Annotated in this window: 18 protein-coding genes, 1 pseudogene and 2 riboswitches; of the genes and pseudogenes, 15 read left to right on the plus strand and 4 right to left on the minus strand. The window is 22.2% G+C overall.

The genetic code is table 11. The features are described 5' to 3' along the window. Positions 1-7: 7 nt before the first annotated feature. Together metE and EV215_RS03935 are read right to left on the minus strand one after the other, a co-directional pair. On the minus strand, positions 8-2,272 hold the full coding sequence (gene metE, locus EV215_RS03930; RefSeq protein ID WP_134112693.1) for a 5-methyltetrahydropteroyltriglutamate--homocysteine S-methyltransferase: 2,265 nt from the start codon (positions 2,270-2,272) through the stop codon (positions 8-10). Between the two features lie 104 nt (positions 2,273-2,376). Further along, positions 2,377-2,554, minus strand: a riboswitch (cobalamin riboswitch). Between the two features lie 50 nt (positions 2,555-2,604). Beyond that, positions 2,605-2,727, minus strand: a riboswitch (SAM riboswitch). A gap of 51 nt (positions 2,728-2,778) precedes the next feature. Beyond that, positions 2,779-3,237, minus strand: coding sequence for a ribonuclease H family protein (locus tag EV215_RS03935; RefSeq protein WP_134112694.1), 459 nt, complete (start codon positions 3,235-3,237; stop codon positions 2,779-2,781). 300 nt (positions 3,238-3,537) lie between these two features. On the opposite strand from EV215_RS03935, the gene EV215_RS03940 reads away from it, so the two are divergent. The 8 genes and pseudogenes from EV215_RS03940 to EV215_RS03980 all read left to right on the plus strand — a co-directional run bounded on the left by EV215_RS03940 (position 3,538) and on the right by EV215_RS03980 (position 13,044). Further along, the gene (locus tag EV215_RS03940; protein ID WP_134112695.1) at positions 3,538-4,857 is read left to right on the plus strand and encodes a GAF domain-containing protein; all 1,320 of its coding nucleotides are present in this window, start codon (positions 3,538-3,540) and stop codon (positions 4,855-4,857) included. Beyond that, positions 4,847-6,670 (plus strand): annotated as a pseudogene (locus tag EV215_RS10610) (DUF2194 domain-containing protein). The gene EV215_RS03940 and the pseudogene EV215_RS10610 overlap by 11 nt, the downstream one beginning before the upstream one ends. Positions 6,671-6,678: 8 nt before the next feature. Further along, positions 6,679-7,653, plus strand: a complete 975-nt coding sequence (locus tag EV215_RS03955) for a hypothetical protein (protein ID WP_134112698.1) — start codon at positions 6,679-6,681, stop codon at positions 7,651-7,653. A gap of 18 nt (positions 7,654-7,671) precedes the next feature. Beyond that, a complete protein-coding gene (locus EV215_RS03960) occupies positions 7,672-8,046 on the plus strand; it encodes a DUF3492 domain-containing protein (RefSeq protein ID WP_134112699.1) in 375 nt (124 codons plus the stop codon). After that, positions 8,006-8,371: a DUF3492 domain-containing protein gene (locus EV215_RS03965; protein ID WP_166667342.1), complete on the plus strand. Its 366-nt coding sequence runs from the start codon at positions 8,006-8,008 to the stop codon at positions 8,369-8,371. Before EV215_RS03960 ends, EV215_RS03965 begins: the two co-directional genes overlap by 41 nt. Next, positions 8,372-9,094, plus strand: a complete 723-nt coding sequence (gene pelF, locus EV215_RS03970) for a GT4 family glycosyltransferase PelF (protein WP_134112701.1) — start codon at positions 8,372-8,374, stop codon at positions 9,092-9,094. 1 nt (position 9,095) lies between these two features. Then, positions 9,096-12,194 (plus strand): exopolysaccharide Pel transporter PelG, encoded by a 3,099-nt coding sequence (gene pelG / locus EV215_RS03975; RefSeq protein ID WP_134112702.1) that lies wholly within the window; start codon positions 9,096-9,098, stop codon positions 12,192-12,194. Between the two features lies 1 nt (position 12,195). Further along, positions 12,196-13,044: an MJ1477/TM1410 family putative glycoside hydrolase gene (locus EV215_RS03980; RefSeq protein WP_166667344.1), complete on the plus strand. Its 849-nt coding sequence runs from the start codon at positions 12,196-12,198 to the stop codon at positions 13,042-13,044. Between the two features lie 53 nt (positions 13,045-13,097). Here the strand turns inward: EV215_RS03980 and EV215_RS03985 are convergent, their stop codons facing one another. After that, a complete protein-coding gene (locus tag EV215_RS03985) occupies positions 13,098-14,534 on the minus strand; it encodes a sensor domain-containing diguanylate cyclase (protein ID WP_134112704.1) in 1,437 nt (478 codons plus the stop codon). 79 nt (positions 14,535-14,613) lie between these two features. Here EV215_RS03985 and EV215_RS03990 point away from each other — a divergent pair, with 79 nt between their 5' ends. The 7 genes from EV215_RS03990 (at position 14,614) to murI (ending at position 22,062) form a co-directional block, all read left to right on the plus strand. Further along, a complete protein-coding gene (locus EV215_RS03990; RefSeq protein WP_166667345.1) occupies positions 14,614-15,369 on the plus strand; it encodes an alpha/beta hydrolase family protein in 756 nt (251 codons plus the stop codon). Between the two features lie 21 nt (positions 15,370-15,390). Next, on the plus strand, positions 15,391-16,170 hold the full coding sequence (locus EV215_RS03995; RefSeq protein ID WP_134112706.1) for an SDR family NAD(P)-dependent oxidoreductase: 780 nt from the start codon (positions 15,391-15,393) through the stop codon (positions 16,168-16,170). Positions 16,171-16,254: 84 nt separating this feature from the next. Next, on the plus strand, positions 16,255-17,025 hold the full coding sequence (locus EV215_RS04000) for a response regulator (protein ID WP_134112707.1): 771 nt from the start codon (positions 16,255-16,257) through the stop codon (positions 17,023-17,025). Continuing rightward, positions 17,026-17,247: a hypothetical protein gene (locus tag EV215_RS04005; RefSeq protein ID WP_134112708.1), complete on the plus strand. Its 222-nt coding sequence runs from the start codon at positions 17,026-17,028 to the stop codon at positions 17,245-17,247. Positions 17,248-17,409: 162 nt separating this feature from the next. Beyond that, positions 17,410-20,238: an excinuclease ABC subunit UvrA gene (gene uvrA / locus EV215_RS04010; RefSeq protein ID WP_134112709.1), complete on the plus strand. Its 2,829-nt coding sequence runs from the start codon at positions 17,410-17,412 to the stop codon at positions 20,236-20,238. Between the two features lie 20 nt (positions 20,239-20,258). After that, positions 20,259-21,257 carry an NHL repeat-containing protein gene (locus tag EV215_RS04015; protein ID WP_134112710.1) on the plus strand — a complete coding sequence of 333 codons (999 nt, stop codon included), beginning with the start codon at positions 20,259-20,261 and terminating at the stop codon, positions 21,255-21,257. Continuing rightward, positions 21,250-22,062, plus strand: coding sequence for a glutamate racemase (gene murI, locus EV215_RS04020; protein ID WP_243832390.1), 813 nt, complete (start codon positions 21,250-21,252; stop codon positions 22,060-22,062). The genes EV215_RS04015 and murI overlap by 8 nt, the downstream gene beginning before the upstream one ends. Positions 22,063-22,071: 9 nt before the next feature. Here murI and EV215_RS04025 read toward each other — a convergent pair whose 3' ends face one another. After that, the gene (locus EV215_RS04025; RefSeq protein ID WP_134112711.1) at positions 22,072-22,341 is read right to left on the minus strand and encodes a 4Fe-4S binding protein; all 270 of its coding nucleotides are present in this window, start codon (positions 22,339-22,341) and stop codon (positions 22,072-22,074) included. Positions 22,342-22,481 lie beyond the last annotated feature (140 nt).

The following is a 22,481-nucleotide window of genomic DNA, read 5'->3' on the forward strand; positions in this document are numbered from 1 at the left end:
AGATTTTTTATAAATTTTTACGTATATTTTTTGTTGCTACTACCATATTTCTTAAACTTTCTATTGTTTCTTTATTACCTCGAGTTTTAAGACCACAATCTGGATTAATCCATAATTTTTCTATTTCTATTTTCTTAGTTAATTCATTTATAACAGTTTCAAACTCTTCTACGCTTGGTATTCTTGGTGAATGTATATCATAAACACCAGGCCCTACTTCTTTATCATAATTATTTTCATTCAATATATCTATCATGGAAAGATCTGATTTAGCTGCTTCAATTGTAATAACATCTGCATCTAATTCTTTTATCTCATTAATTATATCTTTAAATTCACTATAACACATATGTGTATGTATTTGAGTATCTGCTTTTACTTTACTATTTGTGAGCCGAAAAGCTTTTATTGCAATATCTAAATATTCTTTCCAATTTTCTTTTCTTAATGGTAATTTTTCTCTAAGTGCAGCTTCATCTATTTGTATCACTTTAATACCAGATTTTTCAAGATCAAGAACTTCATCTTGAAGCGCCAAAGCAATTTGATAAGCGATATCTCTAATTGATAAATCTTCTCTTACAAATGACCAATTTATAATCGTTATCGGACCTGTAAGCATCCCTTTTACATACTTATTTGTTAATTCTTGAGCATATTTTATATATTCCACTGTAAAACTATCTTTTCTAGATATATCTCCAAATATTACTGGTGGTTTTACACATCTAGTACCGTATGATTGTACCCAACCATTTTTAGTTATTAAAAAACCTTCAAAATTTTCACCAAAATATTCTACCATATCAGTTCTTTCAAATTCACCATGTACTAACACATCAATTTCTAAGTTTTCTTGTAATTTTATTACTTCTTCTATTTTAGAATAAATAAATTCATTATATTTATTTTTTGTTATCTCATTTTTTCTGTATTTGTTTCTTATTTTTCTAACTTCCAACGTTTGTGGAAAAGAACCAATTGTTGTTGTTGGTAGTTTTGGTAAATTTAAATATTTTTTTTGTAATTTTATTCTTTCATCAAATTTTTCTTTTCTATAAAAATCCTCTTCTTTTAAATTTTTAACTTTTTCTTTTACTTCATTATTTAAAAATTCTGTTAAATTTTGTTTTGATTTTATTTTTTTTTGATTTTCATTGTATTTATTATGATTTTCAAAATCTTCAAATTCTAATATATTTTTTAGCTCTCTAAGTTCTATTAATTTTTCTACAGCAAATGATAAAAGAATTTTATATTTTTCATCTAAACTAGTTTCATTTTTTATTGTAAATGGTAAATGAAGTAAAGAACAAGAAGACGATAAAACTAAATTTTCTATTCCTAATCTATCTATAATTTCTATACTTTTTTTATAATCATTTATAAAAATATTTTTCCCATTTACAATCCCTGCAAATATCTCTTTATTATTTATTCCATATTTTTCTATAAGCTCAAAATTATATTCTCCATCAATTAGATCAAGACCAATCGCATCAAAATCTAATTTAATGATATTTTCATAAATATCTCTAATATCACCAAAATATGTTTGAAGTAATATTTTTTTCTCTTTTACATTCAATATTTCCTTATATATATTTTCAAAATTAATAATATCTTTATTATTTAAGTCTGTTACTAAAATTGGTTCTTCAATCTGAATATAACTAATATCAAGTTTATTTAAATTTTGAATAAGTTCTATATAAATTTCTTTGATATCATTAATATAATCTTCCAAATCTCCCTCTTTTATATTAGATAATTTTAAAAAAGTATAAGGACCAATTATAGAAATTTTAGGAGTAATTTCTAAATCTTTTGCTTCTTTATATTCACTTAATATTTTTTTTAGATTTAAATTAAAGCTAATATTTTTATCTAATTCTGGTACTAAATAGTGATAATTTGTATTAAACCATTTTTTCATCGCAAGTGCTTTTACATCTTTATCATTTTTTTGATATCCTTTAGCCATTGCAAAATAAGTATCTAATTCATCTAATTCTAATTCGTTATATCTTTTGGGTATCGCACCTAAAAGACATATCGTATCTAAAAAATTATCATATAATGAAAAATCATTAATAGTTATATAATCTATACTATTTTCTTTTAAAATATTTAGATGTTTTTTTCTGATATTACTACTTTCTTTTAATAATTCGTTTTTTGTTATTTCTTTTTTTAAAAAATTTTCTACTATTTTTTTTAATTCTCTATTTTCTCCAATTCTAGGAAATCCTATCACTGATGTTTTATACATAATTTTCCTCCTATTAATTTTTATTTCATTGAAATTACAACTTTAAATCTTAGTGTTATTAATAGGAACCGTCATAAAATAACCTCATTATATCACCTTCCCTCCGAAGAATTTTAAAATAGGTAAGTCTCCTGACTTAGCTTCATCCTACTCCCTTGTCTTCCCAGAATCTCTTCCAGTGACTTTTTTAAGGTTTCGTCCACAATACAGTAGCGGGGGCTGTGCTGGATTCTCACCAACTTCCTTGTTATGCACAAGTACACCTATTTTTATATATAATTTTTAATAAAAAAACTCTTTCGAGTATGAAAGAGTTTTACTAAATAAACTACCTCTCATCTTCGAATTTTTTGATTTAAACTTTTAATCAATAATTCCCGGAATTAGCACCACACCTTAAATGGTAGGTTGCTGAAGCATCTAAGGGCCGTTCCCTCCGCTTCTCTTGATAAGAATTTATTAAATTTTAAAATTATATTATAAAAATAATACAACTTTTTGTGAAATTAGTCAAGATTTTTTTCATCAACTAACAAATCATACATTTGACTCCCTTTTACAGCTAATCTATCTGCTATCTCATTATATCTATCTCCGTTATGTCCTTTTACATGAAAAAATTCTATTTTTTTAAAACCTTTTTTTAAATTATATAATTTCATCCATAAATCATAATTTTTTTTAATTTTTCCTTTTTTTATCCAATCATGTATCCATATGTTTATTCCGTTTACCACATAACTACTATCTGAATATACTTTTATTGGAATATCTTTTCTTTTTAATTGTTTTAATGCTTCTATTACCGCCATTAATTCCATTCTATTATTTGTAGTATTTTTATATCCACCAAATATTTCTTTTATTTTACCTTTATACATCAATACAGCACCATAACCACCAGTATTTTCTTTTTCTTGATTATTTGCACATGCTCCATCTGTATATATTATAATTTCTTCCAAAATAAATCTCCTTTTTTAATATTTTCTTAATATCAACAGTTTATAATATAATATTATACTAGTTTATAATATAATATTATACTTGATTTATACTATTTTATCAAATATAATAATTAAAAGACTTTAGTATATTAATATAATAACCTATAGCTTAAGGAGACATCTTATATGAAAAAAAATTTTTCCATCTTAAAAATATCATTTTAAACAATTTAAAAATAAATGACAAAAATATAAATAATCTATTTATTAGTTCAATGTTTATTTTTTCTTATGACAAAAACACTCAAAAAGTTTTAAATGAAAAAAATAAAATCAATTTCAATTGGTAATATCAAATACAAAAATATAGAAATTAATTCTGAAAAAAATAATATTATAAAAAAAATTATATTCCTTATAGTTGAATCAATTATTCTTTTTGGAGGTATTTTTACTTATTACTTTTATTTTTCACCATTTAAAGAAACATTTATTAATTTAAATATTCATCCCTATATAATAATTATTGCATTAATTGCTATTCGATATGGAAATTATCTAACATTAATCTCAAGTACTATTGCAAGTGGATTTTTTATTTTTAGTTATTATTTATTAGACAAAGATATTATTATTTTCTTTAATGATTTTTCTCATTATAAATTTTTGTTAATGTTTTATATTACAGGTATTTTTATTGGTAAAGTAAAAGATGATCATACAGACAAAATAAATACTTTAACAAAAAAAATTGAAATTTTAGAAGAGAATTATGATAAATTACGTGATACATTTGATAAAAACGAATTTATAAAAAAAGAATTGAAAAAACAAATTATAACATCAGAAGAAAGTATTTTTTCTCTTTATGAAATAGCTAATTCAATGGAAAAACTCGATTCAGAAGAAGTTTTCACAGAGATAATAGGTGTTATTATAAAATTTCTAAAAGCTAAAACTGTCTCATATTATACATTAAATAATTATAAAAATTTTCTTAGATTAAAAATACGTTACGGTAATAATTTTACTTTGCCTTCATCTATTGATATCAAACATGAAAAATTTTCTTATTTAAAAAACATTATAGAGAATAGATCTTATTATAAAATTTCTAATAACAATAATGATACTCCTATTATGAGTGCGCCAATTATAGCAGGAAATGAAATTCTAGGAATAATAAATATAGAAGAATTGGATTTTGAATATACAACGGAATATACTTTTAATCTATTTAAAATAATAATTGATTGGACAAATAATGCTTTAGAAAAAGCAGAAAACTATAAACTTGCATCAGAAGGAAAGGTAAAAATAGAAAAATATTATAAAAACACTAAAATTTATAAAAAAGAATATTTTAATAAAAGAGTATTATTAGAAGAAGAAAGAAAAATTAAATATAATTTAAATTATATTATTTTAGAATGTAAAAATAATTTAAATTTTTCTATACTTGAAATTGAAGAAAAATTTAGAAAAGTAATACGAGATGTGGATATTTTAGGATATGATGAAGATAAAAAAATAATTTCTATTTTATTACCTGCAACTAATATAAAATATTTGGATATAATAAAAGAAAGAATAGAATCAAAATTAGATTCTGAATTGGTGGTATATCATGCAAAATAAAAATAAAGTCTTAATATTAATTATTACTATTTTTATTACTGGTTTTTCTATTCAATTATTTCGTATAATAAATACAAATAGTTTGTTTAAGGTAAAACAGCCTAAAACTCAAAATAATTTTTCTTATTCTTCTAGTAAATCTAAATTGAAAAACTATGATAAAATATATATTTTATTTAATAAAAATAATACTGATATTAATAGTGTTTATTATAATTTAATAACAGTATTAAAACAAGCAAAAATTGAGTATATCAACATAGAAATAAATGATCCACTCCCAAAAATTAAGAAAAATGATCTATTATTAATAACAACAGAAAAAATTAACATCTCTAAAAAAAATCTTAGAAATTTAACTAATATTGGAGTAAATATTGGGTTTTTAATTAGAACCAGCAAAAAAAATATACAAGAATTTATTGGTATAAAACCAAAAATTTATAAATATAATATAAAAAATGGAATAAAATTCAAAAAAAATATATTTCCAAAATTAAGTGATATCTCTTTGAATTCGGATGTTATTTTACATTCACTTTTAAATATAACAAAAAATGATTTTAATTCAAATATTGATATAATAGCAGAGACTGCAGAAAATAATCCTATTATTTGGATAAATAAATATAATAAAAGTAAAATTTTATTTGTTAATTCTAGCCTTTTTCAAGACAAATTAAACCGTGGATTAATGCTTCAATTGATTACCTCTATAAATAATAATTTTTTACCCTTTATATTTAATGCAAAACTTATACATATTGATGATTTCCCAGCTCCAATAAAACAAGGAAAAGATGACATAATTTTTAAAGAATATGGGATAGATAATAGTGTATTTTTTAAAAATATTTGATTATCTGATGTATTTAATTTATTTAAAAAATATAACTTTAAACCTACAGCATTTATTATAGGACAATATAATTTAGATGTAAATAATTTCCCTGATTTTTATGAAAGTGATATAAATGATATAAATTATTTAGGAAGAAAACTTTTAGAATTTAATAGTGAACTTGGTATACATGGTTACAATCACAATTCATTAGCTACAGATACTGAAATGAACTTTAAAGATTATGGATACAATCCGTGGCCTTCACAAGAAAAAATGGAAGAATCACTTAGAAAACTTAAAGACTTAATTTATTCAATATACGGTAAAATACCTATTTATTCATATGTTCCCCCTTCAAATATTATAGGAATTAAAGGACAAAAAGCAATCAAAAATGTATTTCCAGAAATAAAGGTATATGCTGGACTTTACATTGCTTCACAAGAAAAAGGTGTTCTTTTACAAGAATTTGGACCAAATAAAATAGTTAATGGTGTCTATAATCTACCTAGAATAAGCTCTGGATATATTTATGATAATTCTCAATTATGGAATATATACAATGTAATTGCTCAATTTGGATATTTTAATCATTTTATTCATCCCGATGATTTATTATCTAAAGAACGTTCTAAAAATATGACTTGGAGAGAATTGTATAAAAATTTCTCTTTACTTTTAAATGATGTTCATAAATCATTTTCTTTTTTAAGACCTATGACTACAATAGAATTTTATAATAGTTATAAGTCTAATAAACAATTAAAGGTTTATTCAAAACAAGAAAACAATAAAATTTTTCTAAATTATAAAATGGCCGTATTTCCTGTACATCATTATTTTAAAAATTATAAAAAAATAAAATCAATTACTGGTGGAAACTATAAATTATTATTTTCAAATGATGAATACTATCTTTATTTAATAACATCTACTTCTAATGATGTTGTAATCGAATTAGAAAATTAGGTGATTATATGTTATATACTATTTTACTTGCTATATTTTTTTTATTAGATATAAAATTTACTATTGATGCATTTTATTTTTTTTATTATGATATACAAATTTATCTATTAATACATCTACTTTTATATTTTATCTATATTTTAGTTTCTAATTTATTAAATGAAGATACTACTTTTTTTAACTATTTTGCATTGTGTATACCAATATTTGGTTTTTTTATGACTATTTTAAATAAACTTTTTACTAAATACCCTATACAAAATGATATAATTGATGATTATGAAAAATATTTGAAATATATAAATAACAGAAATCAACTTGAAAAAGTAAATGTTTTTGAAGAGATAAATATAATGAGTCTAGTTAACTCTCTTAATGTAAAAAATGAAGATGATAGAAAACAAGAATTTATAAAATTTATAACTGATAATACTGATATAAAAGTTTCTATACTAAAAAAATCTATTAATTCAGATGATAAAGAGATAGCACATTATGCCAGTACTATCCTTAGTTTTTTATCTGAAAATTTTGAAAATTTAATAGAAAATGCTCGAAAAAAATATCACATTGACAATAAAATTGAAGTTATTAATGATATTATAGATTATTATAATAAATATTTAGAATCAGAAATTATAGAAAAAGAAGTAATCCAAAACTATTATTACGAGTATTTAAAATTTTTAGATCTTGTATTAGCCGATGAAAGAATTAAAAAGAAAGAACATATTTTATTTAACAAAGCAAGAATACTATTTAAATTGAATAGATGTAAAGAAGCTTATCGACTAATAAATAAATTATTGGAAAAAAATGAAACTATTGAATATTATATGTTAAAATTACAGATATTATTTAACAGTAAAAAATGGCGAAAAATTAAAAAAATAGCACACTATATATTTAATACTCCAAAATTAAAAGATAATATTCCCGAAGAATATAAAGAAATCATAAAATTTTGGATAACATGGAAATAGATTAGGACGTGATACAAGATGAAAACAATTTGTTTATTAGCAGAATCCTATCCATATATTGCGGGTGGTGTATCTTCATGGATAAATCAATTAATCTCAGAATTACCAGAATTTAATTTTAAAATTATATCTATTATGCCTTCTGATAAAGAATTTACTGAATATAAATATAAAATTCCTAAAAATATAATTTCTATTGATACATTTTATTTACAAGATTTTAAAAAATTTTCTGCTACACCAAAAGAAAAAAAAATAAAATTATCAAAACAAGAATTAATTACATTAAAAAAATTTATACGATTTGACCCTTCTATTAATTGGAAAACTTTTTCTAACTTAATTAGAAATATTGAAAAAAATAGGAACCAGTGTAGATTTTTTAAAAAGTAAAATCTTTTGGAATTTAATTATTGAATATTATAAAGATAAATTTCCAGAAGAAGGATTTAATGAGTTTTATTGGACAATATCATCAATGTTTTTATTTTTTATAACTGTTATGCAACATAATCTCCCAAAAGCTGATATTTATCACGCGGTGTCTACTGGTTATCCTGGATTATTAGGGCTAATTGCTTCTCAAAGTTATAATAAAAAATTTATATTAACTGAACATGGAATTTATGCAAGAGAGAGAGAAGAAGACATTATAAAAGCTGATTGGATTCGAAAAAAATATAAAAAATTATGGATAGATTTATTTTATTTTATTTAAATTGGTGCATATAAAAATGCCGACGTAACTATTTCATTATTTAATGCCAATAAAAAAATACAATTAAAATATGGTAGTAAAAAAGAAAGTACTATAGTTATTCCAAATGGAGTTGATTTAAAAAGATATAATATTGAAAAAATTAAACATAAAAAATTTAATATTGGTGCTGTCGTTAGAGTTGTCCCTATAAAAGATATAAAAACATTAATTAGAAGTTTTAAAATTGTAATAAACAAATTAAAAACTACTGATATAAAATTATATATTATGGGGCCTTACGAAGAAAACTTGGAATATTATAAAGAATGTGTAGATTTAGTTAAATTTTTAGATCTAGAAAATTTAGTTATATTTACAGGAATAATTAACGTAAGTGAATATTTAAAAAAAATAGATTTACTTGTACTTAGTTCTATTTCAGAAGCACAACCACTTGTAATTTTAGAAGGACTTGCTTCTGAAATTCCTTTTGTTTCTACAGATGTTGGTGCTTGTAAAGAATTATTGTATGGAAATGAACAGGACAAATTAGGAAAGGCAGGAATAATTGTCCCGCCATTTTCTCCAAAAGAAATGAGTGAAGCTATTATAAAATTATATAAAAACAGAGAGTTACTCTATAAAATGGGTAAGATTGGTCGAAAAAGAATTGAAAAATATTATACAAAAGAATCTTTTATTAAACAATATAGAGATTTATACATGAAAATAGGTAATTAATATGGCAGGGATTGGTTTTGAATTAAAAAAAATGTTTGGAAAAGATGATACATTAACTAAAAGAGTAAAAGCCTATACTTATTCTACATTTGTATCAGCTGGACCCTGGATAATAACTATATTAGTTTTAAATATATTTTCAATTATTTCAAATTCTTTTTTTAGTGAATTAGTTGAAAAGAGTTTATTTATGGGAAGTATAGTCTATAGCTTTATATTTTCTCAAATAATTACAACACCTTGGCAAATGTTAATTACTAGATACATATCAGATGAACTTTACATAAAACGTTATAGCAACATAAAAGCTTCATTTATTGGATTAACTAAAATTGTAATTATTTTATCATTTTTAACAGGTTATTTATATTATCTTAATAAAGATATTCCTTATTATTACAAATATATATCTATTTCATTACTTGTAATTACTTCACTTACATGGATAATTATGGTATTTTTAAGTAGTATAAAAAATTATAAATCTATATCAAATTCATTTATATTAGGTGGTACAATAGCTATAATATTGGAAATAATATTTTTAAAATATCCAATTAATTTTGTTATATTTAAAAGCTCTACAAATATGCTTTTTGCTTATACCATAGGCATGTTTTTTACATATATGGGACTTGTTTATAGTTTTTTCAATACCTTTTCAGAAAAATCAGGAAAACAATTTGATTTTATTAGATATTTATCAAAATTTCCTTCAATATTTTTTATAGGACTTTTTTATATACTTGGATTATGGATAGATGACATTTTAATTTGGTTTAGTTTTTTAGGAATTAACATAAAAAATATTTTTAGATTTTCACCGCTTTATGATACTGCTATATTTTGGGCTTATTTTATTACTATTCCATCTTATGTACTTTTTGTAATAAAAATGGAAGTAAGTTTTTATGATAAATATAAAAAATATTTTTCGTTAATTTCACATAATGGTAATTTAGACGATATTGAGTCTGCAAGAAAAGATATGAAAACTACATTATATAAAGAATTAATACATCTCTTTGAAATACAAACTATTATTACTATTACTGCTATTGTTCTAGTAAATAAAGTTGTTGCCATTTTTAATTTACCTTTATTATTAGTACAAATATTTAAAATTTCAGCACTTGGTTCTTTATGTAATGTATTTATTTTAATAATTATTTTAATAATGCTATATTTTGAATATCGAAAACAAGCATTATTTATTGCTTTTTTATTTTTATTTTTTAATACTTTTTTTACTTTAATTTTTATACCATTTGGTAGTAATTTTTTTGGTGCTGGATACTTTATTGCTACATTTACTACTTTAATAATTGCCCTGATTTTATTAGTTTATTCTCTAAAAGAAATAAATTATTATACTTTTTTTAGACAACCAATATTTTCAGTCATTAAGAAAAACAATTTCAATTTCAATGGAATAAACAATATCATTTTAAAATTTAAAACTTTTTTTTCAAATAGAAAAGTATCGTTAATAACACTAATTCTTTTAGGATTTTTAATATCTTATTCTGCAATAGTATATTATGATCCTGATAATGCTGAAAAAAGAAAACAAGATTTGATTACTAAATTAAATATATTTTTAGAAAAAAATAAACCTTCAGTTATTTTAGGGCGTGAAAGAAAAAATCTTACAAATATTAACAGTGGTGTTCTTATAATTAATAATAAAAACAGTAATAAAAATAATAAAAACAAAACAATTATTCAAAAAAATCCAATTATTTTTAATACATATAATTTATCTACAAAACCATCTCAAAATTTACCTAATGAATTATCTATTGACTTTAAAAATAATAACCTTTTTTCAAAAATAAATAATGATATAGATTCAAATGAAATTTTTAATAACACAAAAAAAGATGTTAAAACATTAAAAAGTAAGATACAAGAGGATATAAATCAAAAAAATAATTTAATTATTAATAGCAAACTAAGCGAAGAATCACTTCAAAACAATAAAAAAACTAATAATAATATTAAAAACTCCCAAAATATTCAAAAAGATAAGAAAATAGAAAATAATATTATCGTTGATTCAATAAAGAAAAAAGAAAAAAATATATCTATTGTAAATAAACTTTACGGATATAATACTTTTCAAAAAAATTTATACTATGATGAAGGTTTAAATAATATATTTAACTATAACAAAAATAATTTAAAATTTTTATCAAATACTTTTTTAGGTTTAAATAGTAATTCTAATTACTTGTATAATAGATTTTATCTAGAATACATTAAAAATAATAATATTTTTGGTTATAAAAATAGCTTTTCTATTGGGAATATAGGAGAATCAAACAAATTATCAGTACTAAAAGAATATGATGATATATTTTTAGTAGATAGCTTAATTTATAGAGATTTATATTCGGTCAAAAATAATGATTATGGAAATATTAATACAGAATTTATAAATTCACTGTATTTTATTAATAAAAATTTTAAAATTGCTACTTACTATTCAAAAGAAAATTTATATTATTTTAAAAATTTTACTCTGAAATATAAATTTAATAATAATTTTGGCGTTTTTTATATTCCAAGAAATCTAATAAATTATTTTTATAAAAATGTATTCCGTGACATAGATAATAATTCAAAATTTGATGATGGAAATAAAGATGAAATAATATTTGCTAAAGAAATACATAATAAAAAATATAATTTAGGAATTTATAACTATAAATTCCTTCATTTTATCGCTTACAAAAACACAATAGCATCTTTAAAAGATTATATTTTTTATATTGAAAATGATTTTTTAAATAAAAGTTTAACAACTTATTATAGTGAAAATTATAAAAATTACATTTATTTAAATTATAACTACGATTCAAACAAATATTTTATTAATAATAAACAATTTTATAATAATAATGTTTATTCTTTAATTGAAATCTCTAATAATAACTATAACTTCATTTATAATCTTGGAAAAGAATTTGTTATTAATAATAATGTTGACATTAATTTAGGAATCGGAAATACTCCTTTTTATTCTGTATGGGATAGTTGGAGAATCAATGAAGATAATAAATTTTATTTTTATTTAAATTTTAAAAAGGAGTTTTAAGGTGATAATACTACTATTAATAAGCTTAATATTTATAAGTTGTTCTGGAAATGATATAAAACAAAATAATGATAATAATAGCTGGCTTGTACAATATCAAAATATTAATATTGATGATATAATTAAGAGTAACTATAAAACAGTAATAATTGACTATTCAAAAGATGGTAGTGATATGCATAGTTTTACAAAATCAGAGATAGATAAACTCAAAAATCATAATATAAAAGTAATCTCATATTTGAGTATTGGAGAAGCCGAAGACTATAGATTTTATTGGAAAAATTCTTGGAATACAAAATATCCTATTTGGATAAAATATGAAAATCCAGATTGGAAAGGTAATTATAAAGTAGAATATTGGAATAAAGAATGGGAAAATATTATCTATATTTATCTTGATAAAATTTTAAAAATTGGTTTTGATGGTGTCTATCTTGATGTTATTGATGCTTATAAATACTTAGATTCTAATATTAATTATAATGCTGAAAAAATGATAGAATTTATTGAAAAAATTTCCATATATACAAAATCTAAAAATCCTAACTTTTTAATTATTCCACAAAATTCTGAAGATTTATTAAAATATGATAAAGAAAATAAATTTTTAAATAGCATTGATGGTGTTGGTGTAGAAAGCTTATGGTTTTATAAAAATAAACCTCAAGATAAAAAAAATACTGATTATCGATTAAAATTTTTAAGACAATTACAATCTAAAGGAAAATTTATTTATGTAATAGAATATATAAATAAAAATATTTATACTGCAAAACAACTTGCTATTAAAAATAATTTTTATTATTATATAGCAAAACCTGACTCAGATCTTGATGAAATAAATTAAAAAAAATAAGAATAACGTCACAACTTTAAAATAAAAAATTGTGGCATCTATTCTTATTTTTTATATTCTACAATTTTATTTTTTCCCTCTTCTTTTGCTTTATAAAGGGCTTCATCAGATTTTTTTATTAATCTTTCTATATTATCATCCTTTTCAAGAAAAGCTACTCCTATACTAAGTGTTATTTTTAATATTTCTTCATCTGCTGTAATATATGTTGACATAATTTTTTGACGAATCTTTTCTAATTTATCCATTATATATTCTTTTTTCTTATCAAAAAATATGGCTACAAATTCATCTCCTCCATATCTTGATAAAATATCTTCATTTTTTAAAAATTCTTTAATTATATTAGTTACTATAATTAAAGCTTTGTCTCCTATATCATGACCAAACGTATCATTAACTGATTTAAAATTATCTATATCTATAGTGCAACAAGCAATAAAAGTATTTTCTTTTTGATATTCTACTATTCTTTTAGCAGTTTCTTCTAAAAAACCTTTTCTATTAAATGTTTTTGTTAAATAATCTGTTAATGCTTCATTTTTAATTTTTTTATTACTTAATATATATTGCAAAATTAATATCAAGTAAATAAATACAATCAAAATAGTTGTTGTTATAAAAATAGCCCCTATTTCTTTTATTTTGATTTCACTACTTTGCATAACTTCATCTAATGACATAGCTTGAATAATATCTAATTTATCTATATTTGTTTTTTGCTTAATAAAAATAAAATTATTTCCATCTATAAAATATTCTAAATAATCTTTTTTATTCAATTCGTTTATTATATTTTTATTAAAATTAATATTTTTTTTGCTTTTTAATATTATTTCATTATTATATAGTAAAAAATTAAATCCATGAATACCAATCACATAATTTTTTAAATCATTTTCAAAACTATCTATCAATATATCTGCTCCAATATATCCAATTATTTGATCATTTTTTCTTATAGCTTTAACTGCTGTCATTCCAATTTTTTTTGTAGTGTACTCTTTATATGGAGTGGTAAAAACAGCTTTATTACTAGTTTGTGCAAAACTATACCACGGACGTTTTTTCACATCATAATTTTTATCACTTATAGTTCCATTACTATCAATATAAAAATTTGCGCTATCATTTGCCAACCACACAAGATAAACTTCATCATCTATTTTTTCTAATTCTAATAATGTTTTTAAAATACTATTATATTCAGTTCTTAAAATATCTCTTCTTTCTTTAGTTTCTTTTAAATAATTTATTAATTCATTATTTTTAGAAATTATTTCTACTGCATAAAGTGTTTTTTCAAGTTTATGCGATATTTCTTTATCCTGTCTTTTCGTTATTTCTAAAAAATTAATCACATTTTTATTTTTTATCTCTTTATATACTTTTTCTCTTACAATAACATATGAAGCAGTTATTATTATTATGACTAATAAAAAACTAATAATATTTATTTGTAACTCCTTTTTTTTATTCATATTTATCTCCCTAATTATATTGCTAATCTTATTTTTTTACTATATAATTATAATACATGGTTTTATAGGAGGTGTCAATTTGAATATAAAAAAAAATTTCATTGAAGATATATCTTGTAGTATTTTTTATAAAAATACTACAAAAAAAATACCTTTAGTCGTTGTTTTACATGGATATAACGGAAGTAAAAACAATTTAGAAAAAAGATTAAATATTGGAAAAAAATTTGCAAATAATGGATATTATACCGTGCTTTATGATGCACCAAATCATGGTGAACGAAATAAATACAATATAGACAATAATCATGATATGTTCTTTTATCTTTTGAAAAAAAATGTTGTTGATTTGGAAAAAGTAATTAATTATTTTAAAAAGTTAGAAAATATAGATGAAAATAAAATATTTCTTACAGGAATCTCTTTTGGTGCTATGACAATTTTTAAATATATTTCTAAATATACTGTTTTTGCTAGTGCTCCAATAGTAGGTTGCAGTAATATTGATGAATTCATATTACATTATAATAAAAATAATATAATAAAAAAAATTGATAAAATTACTACTGAAATAATCGAAAATTTTAATCCTTTTGATAATATAATAAAAAACTATAATAACCATTTAATAATGATAAATGGTAAATATGATAAAATAATGCCTTATCACTCTAATGAAAAACTTTATAAAACACTTAAAAAAAAGTATAATCATAATAATAATAACTCTTTATTAGAGTTTTATTTATTAGATTATGGTCATTTTCAAAACGAAGAAATGTTTGATATTGTAATCAAAAAGTTTAATCAAATATTAAAAATAAAAAATCAATAAAAAAATATTAGGAGGTAATAAATGAAAACAGCTTTAATTACAGGTGCAAGTAGTGGTATTGGTAAAGAATTAGCATATATTCATGCGAAAAATGGTGGTAATTTAGTTCTTGTGGCTAGAAGTAAAGATAAATTAGAAAATATAAAAAAAGATATTGAATCAAAATATAAAGTTAAAGTAGATATAATAATAAAAGATTTAAGTATCCAAAGTTCACCTTTTGAAATATATAATGAAGTAAAAGAAAAAAAAATTGATATTGAATATTTAATTAATAATGCTGGATTTGGCGGTATTGGATATTTTCATAAAAGGGATTTATCTAAAGATTTATCTATGATAAATGTAAATATAGTTGCACTTACTGCTCTTACACATTTATTTTTACAAGATTTCACTAAAAAAAATAGTGGTAAAATACTAAATGTTTCTTCTACTGCTAGTCTTTTACCTGGACCTTTACAAGCTGTATATTATGCAACAAAATCTTTTGTTACTTCATTTAGTAATGCACTTTCTCAAGAATTAAAAAATACAAATATTACAGTAACAAATCTAATGCCAGGCGCTACTAATACAGGGTTTGGAAAAGTTTCTGGCATGGATAAAACAATTTTATTTAACAAAACTGCTTCTGCTAAAAAAGTAGCGCTTGACGGATATAACGGTATGCTTCGTGGTAAATTAGATATAGTTTCTGGTATTACATTTTCTCAAAAAATCATGTTTTTACTTCTTCCATTTACTCCAAAAAAATTAAAACTTCTTTCTGTATTTAAAATGCAACAAGAAATAAATTAATTTAATAAAAAAATTTTGTTATTTTATAATAATATATAGTATAATAAAAAAGAAAGTCTTTTTTAATAGAAAGGAGTATTTTAATTGTATACAATATTACATATTGATTCTAGTTATTTTTTTAGAAAAATTTTTAAAGATAAATTTGAAAGCGAGGGTATAAATTATATTGGTGTCTCATCTCTTTCAGAAGCAAGAAATGAACTTATGTATGATCCTAAAATAAATATTATATTAACAGCAGTAGAATTCGAAGACGAAAATATAGAAGAATTTATATATGAATTAAGTGATAGTAAATATAAAAATATACCTATTTTTGTTATAACTGGAAATACTTCTACACAAAAAAGAATAGAGATTTTTAATTTAGGTATTGTTGATTATATATTAAAAAATACTCCTATTGATGAAATTGTAGAAAATATTTTAGCTTTTACTCGTGAATCAGAACTTTTACAAGAACTTCGAAAAGCAAAAATTGCTGTTTTAGATGATAGTAAATTTGAAATAATGAGACTAGAAGATATATTTAAAGCAAATAATATTAAAAATATAGATTTTTATACTGAGATTGAAGATTTAGAAAATTCTAATAAACAATACGATATTTATCTTATTGATATGGTATTAAAAAATCGTTCTGGTGAAGATATGATACTTAAAATAAGAGAAAATAATAAGTATTGCCCAATAATAGCAGTATCTTCTATAGCAAATGCTAAAACTATATCACATGTATTATTAACTGGTGCAAATGATTATATTGTAAAACCTTACGTTCAAGAGGTTTTACTTGCTAGAATGGAAATAGCTCTTCGTAATTATCTTGTTATAAAGGAGTTCCTTAAATAAATGAAGTTTATTTTAGATAACATAAAATCTATATTAAAAGATCAAAATTATTTAGAATATGATAAAATATATTCTAAAATGATAGAAGCTTGTAAAAACAATAAAATAATTGAAATAATTGATAAAAAAGGAAACATTGTGACTATCCTTCATAATAAAGAAGAAATGGAATACTACCATAAGAAACTTATTCAAGTTCACGGTATTTATGGTTATTTCTAATTTTTTAACATAGGATTTCATCCTATGTTTTTATTTCTTTTTTATTTCCTATTTTAAATGGAAAAATTCATAATAAAAAAAATCGTGATAAAAATTCTAAAAAAATAATTGTATAATATATTATAAAAGTTTATAATATAACCATAAAAGAAAGGTGATAAAATGAGTGATAAAATCATAATTAAAGGTGCTAGAGAACATAACTTAAAAAATATAAATATAGAAATTCCTAAAAATCAATTTGTTGTAATTACTGGAGTGAGTGGTAGTGGTAAATCAAGTTTAGCTTTTGATACCATTTATTCTGAGGGACAAAGAAGATACGTAGAAAGTCTATCCGCTTATGCTCGCCAATTTATTGGACAAATGCAAAAACCAGATATAGATAGTATCGAAGGACTTTCCCCTGCTATTTCTATAGAACAAAAAACTACTAATAAAAATCCTCGTTCTACCGTAGGAACAATTACTGAAATATATGACTATATGAGACTTTTATGGGCACATATAGGAGAACCTCATTGTCCTATATGTGGAAAAGGGGTTAAAGGTCAAAGTGTTCAAGAAATAGTTGATACAATTATTGAAACTAATAATGAAAAAGATAAAATGATAATACTAGCTCCTATTATAAAAGATAAAAAAGGAACTCATAAAAATTTATTTTTAAATTTATTAAAAAAAGGTTATGTTCGTGCAAGAGTAAATAATGAAATACTTTATCTTGAAGATAGTATTGAACTTGACAAAAATAAAAAACACAATATAGAAGTAGTTATTGATAGAATTATATTAAAAAAAGATGATAAAGAATTCTTACAAAGATTGACAAATGCTATTGAAACAGCTGTTGAATTAGCCGAAGGTAACGTTATTGCAAATATTAATGGCACTGATATTTTCTTTAGTGAAAACTTTACTTGTCCTGATCACAATATAAGTTTTCCTGAAATTAATCCTAGATTATTTTCTTTTAATGCTCCTTATGGTGCTTGTCCTGAGTGTAATGGTCTTGGGAAAAAATTAGAGGTAAATGAAGATTATCTTATAATTGACGAAAATCTTTCTTTAAATGAAGGAGCAGTTTATATTCCTGGTGCAAATAGTAAAAAAGGTTATGTATGGAATGTTTTTTATTCAATGACATTGGCTTTTAATATTGACTTAAATAAACCATTTAAAGATTTAACTAAAAGAGAAAAAGATATTATTTTTTATGGAACTAAAGAAAAAAAATTTAAAGTAAATTATGTTGGGGAAAATTTTTCTTATAACGGCATGAAATCTTTTGAAGGAATAGTAAAGAATATAGAAAGAAGATATTATGAAACTACTTCTGAAGCTATAAAAGAGGAAATTGAAAATAAGTATATGATAGAAAGAGTATGTAAAAAATGTAATGGAAAAAGATTAAAAGATGAAGTTCTATCTATACACATAAATAATAAAAATATTATGGACGTTTCTTTTATAAGTATAAGAGAATCCTTAAAGTTTTTTAAAGAGATTAAATTAACTCAAAAACAAAAACAAATAGCAAAAGAAATTTTAAAAGAAATAAAAGAAAGATTAAACTTTTTAGTAAATGTTGGATTAGACTATTTAATGCTTGCTCGAGAAACAAAAACTCTTTCCGGTGGTGAATCACAACGTATTAGATTAGCAACACAAATAGGTTCGGGACTTACTGGCGTTATTTATGTACTTGATGAACCTAGCATAGGATTACATCAAAGAGATAATGATAAACTATTAGGTACATTAAATAGACTTAAAAAATTAGGAAATACTCTTATTGTAGTAGAACACGATGAAGATACTATGCTTCAAGCTGATTATATTATAGATATGGGGCCTCATGCTGGTAAATATGGCGGAAATATCGTAGCTAAAGGTACTCCCGAAGAAATAATGAATAATGAAAGCTCAAAAACAGGGAAATATCTAAAAGGTGAAAACATTATAAAAGTTCCAGAAAAAAGAAGGGAACCTCTTGGATATATAGAATTAAAAGGCGCTAAAGGAAATAATTTAAAAAATATTAATGTTAAAATTCCTTTAGGAGTAATGACCCTTGTTACTGGAGTAAGTGGTAGTGGTAAATCTTCTTTAATTAATCAAACATTATATCCTATTTTATTTAATAAATTAAATAAAGGTAAACTTTATCCTCTAGAGTATAAAGAAATAATAGGAATAGAACATTTAAATAAAATAATTGATATTGACCAAAGTCCTATAGGAAGAACTCCTCGTTCAAATACTGCTACATATACTAAAATTTTTGATGAAATCCGTGATATATTTGCCCAAACAAAAGACTCTCAGTTTCGGGGATATAAAAAAGGAAGATTTTCTTTTAATGTAAAAGGTGGGCGATGTGAAGCGTGTCAAGGGGCTGGAATTATTAAAATAGAAATGAATTTCTTACCAGATGTATATGTAACTTGTGACGTATGTAAAGGAAAAAGATATAATAGAGAAACACTTGAAGTATATTATAAAGGAAAAAATATTGATGAAGTATTAAATATGAGCGTTGATGAAGCATATAATTTTTTTAAAAACATTCCAAAGTTAGAAAGAAAACTAAAAGTTTTAAAAGATGTAGGACTTGGATACATTAAACTTGGACAACCTGCTACTACTCTTTCTGGTGGTGAAGCACAAAGGGTAAAGTTAGCCACTGAACTTTCAAAAAAATCTAGAGGCAAAACAATTTATATATTAGATGAGCCCACTACTGGATTACATTTTGATGATATAAAAAAATTATTAGAAGTATTAAATAAACTTGTAGAAAAAGGAAATACCGTAGTTATCATAGAACATAATTTAGATGTTATAAAAATTGCCGATTATATAATTGATATAGGTCCTGAAGGTGGAAATCAAGGTGGAGAGATTATTGCAATAGGAACACCTGAAAAAATTATAAAATCTAAAAAAAGTTACACTGCTAAGTATTTAAAAAAATATCTCTCTAAATAAACGTAAGGAGTAGGTGCACTATGAAAAAAATATATATTTTTATGTCGATATTTTTTCTAATAACTACTATTAGCTTTGGAAAAAGTAGATATCAATTTTTTAAAAGTAAAGTTATGCCAAAAAGCGTAGCTGTAAGTAATTCGGGTGAAATTTTTATTGTTGATTCTATAGCTGATCAAATAATGAAATACAGTAAAAAAGGAAGATATATTAAGTCTTATTACTATGATGATCTAAAAACTATATCCGATATATTCTATTATAAAGGAAAATTATACATTCTTTCACTTAAAGAACAAATTTATGTTATTGATACAAATGGTAATTTATTAGAAAAACATCAATATAATAAAGGAAAATTACTTGGTGAATTTAATAAACCTACTTCTATTTATGTAGATGATGAATATATTACTATTGCTGATAGTGGTAATAATAGAATTCAACTTCTTACTACTGATTTTAAAATTGTACGTGATTTTGGATATAAAGGTTTATTTTATACTGCATTTTCTGATATTAGTAGTGTTTCTAGAATTAATGATTATTTTTTAGTAGCTGATAAAGATACTGGCGAAATAAAAGTTTTTGATAAATCTGGACTATATGAAAGAAATATACAAGATGAAAAAGGAAATGATGTAAGAGCATTTATAGCTCCTAATGATATTTTTGTATATAAAAATTATATTTATATTGTTGATTCAGGTTCATCTAAAATATCAGTTTATAATAAAGATTTTAAACTTTTATATAAATTTGGATCTAAAGGAACTGGTAAAACAGAATTTGGATCAATAAAAAGTATTTGGGTAAATGATAAATATTTCTATATAGCTGATACAACTAATAGTGTAGTAAAAGTTTTTAATACCAAAGATTTAAAATATAGATTTTCATTAGGAGTAAATAAAGTTTTAATGTACATTATTTTAATGTTAGCTTTTATTGCCCCAGTAGCATTAGGAATTGAGATACTTATATTAAAAAAACATAGAAAAGGTGATATTATTGATTAATACTGATAACCGTGCAATAGGAATTTTTGATTCTGGATTTGGAGGCCTTACTGTATTAAAAGAAATCGAAAAAAAATTATCAAATGAAAATATAATCTATTTTGGTGATACTGCTAGACTTCCTTATGGTTCAAAATCTAAAGAAACAATTATAAAATATAGTAAAGAAATATATAATTTTTTAAAAAAGAAAAATGTAAAATTAATAGTTATAGCTTGTAATACTGCTTCGTCTTTTGCTCTTGATACTCTTCAATCAATCAGTGATATTCCTGTAATTGGAGTTATAAAAGCTGGTAGTCGATGTGCTAGTAGAGAATCAAAAGGAAATATATTGGTTATTGGAACTAAAGGAACTATAAAAAGTGAAGTATATAAAAAAGAAATTCATAGTATTAGTAATAATATAAATGTTTATCAACAATCTTGTCCTTTATTTGTACCTCTTGTAGAAGAAGGAATGCTTGATGATAAAATTACTATTTTATCAATAAAAAAATACTTAGATAATTATATTGATAAAATCGATTCGATTTTACTTGGGTGTACTCATTATCCATTATTAAAGGAAAGTATACAAAATACTTATAATAAAAATATAAATATAATAAATCCTGCCGAAGAAGTTGCAGAAGAAGTTTTTAATATTTTAAAACAAAATAATCAATTAGCAAATAATGTAAATAGAACTTTAGAATTTTATGTAAGTGATGATAGAGATAAATTTATAGAGTATGGTAGTCTTTTTCTTGGATATAAGATAAAAAATGTAAAAGAAATAGATATAGAAGAATATAAAGCCTAAGCAAATTGCTTAGGCTTTTATTGATACAGCTTGCATTGGACATGAAGTTACACATATACCACATCCAGTGCACTTTTCTTCATCTACTCTATATCCTTTTGGTATTAAAAATCCAAAAATACTTCTTTTTTTCTGTTGTTCTCCTTTTTTTAAAGGAATTATCGCCCCTACTGGACATACTCTTTTCACTGGACAAAATGGCGATTTGTCACATTGATTTTGGTCTATTACAGCTACTTTTTTTGATTTTTTAAATTTTTTAGATTTTATTTTTTTCATTTTCTCCTCCAAAATATAATTATATTATAATATTATGATTTTATAATTTATTATAGTATAATTATTTTCTTTTGTCAAAACAATAAAATAAATTTTATATTTATTTCATTATATATATTTATAGAGATTATTCTTTCTAT

This window comes from Hypnocyclicus thermotrophus (assembly GCF_004365575.1).
In the GTDB taxonomy this organism is placed as follows: domain Bacteria; phylum Fusobacteriota; class Fusobacteriia; order Fusobacteriales; family Fusobacteriaceae; genus Hypnocyclicus; species Hypnocyclicus thermotrophus.

Bases quoted from the DNA above. Each gene is read 5' to 3' on its own strand.
- metE (WP_134112693.1), bottom strand. From the start codon at position 2,272: ATGTATAAAACATCAGTGATAGGATTTCCTAGAATTGGAGAAAATAGA.
- EV215_RS03940 (WP_134112695.1), top strand. From the start codon at position 3,538: ATGAAAAAAATAAAATCAATTTCAATTGGTAATATCAAATACAAAAAT.
- EV215_RS03955 (WP_134112698.1), top strand. From the start codon at position 6,679: ATGTTATATACTATTTTACTTGCTATATTTTTTTTATTAGATATAAAA.
- EV215_RS03960 (WP_134112699.1), top strand. From the start codon at position 7,672: ATGAAAACAATTTGTTTATTAGCAGAATCCTATCCATATATTGCGGGT.
- pelG (WP_134112702.1), top strand. From the start codon at position 9,096: ATGGCAGGGATTGGTTTTGAATTAAAAAAAATGTTTGGAAAAGATGAT.
- EV215_RS03985 (WP_134112704.1), bottom strand. From the start codon at position 14,534: ATGAATAAAAAAAAGGAGTTACAAATAAATATTATTAGTTTTTTATTA.
- EV215_RS03995 (WP_134112706.1), top strand. From the start codon at position 15,391: ATGAAAACAGCTTTAATTACAGGTGCAAGTAGTGGTATTGGTAAAGAA.
- EV215_RS04005 (WP_134112708.1), top strand. From the start codon at position 17,026: ATGAAGTTTATTTTAGATAACATAAAATCTATATTAAAAGATCAAAAT.
- uvrA (WP_134112709.1), top strand. From the start codon at position 17,410: ATGAGTGATAAAATCATAATTAAAGGTGCTAGAGAACATAACTTAAAA.
- EV215_RS04015 (WP_134112710.1), top strand. From the start codon at position 20,259: ATGAAAAAAATATATATTTTTATGTCGATATTTTTTCTAATAACTACT.
- EV215_RS04025 (WP_134112711.1), bottom strand. From the start codon at position 22,341: ATGAAAAAAATAAAATCTAAAAAATTTAAAAAATCAAAAAAAGTAGCT.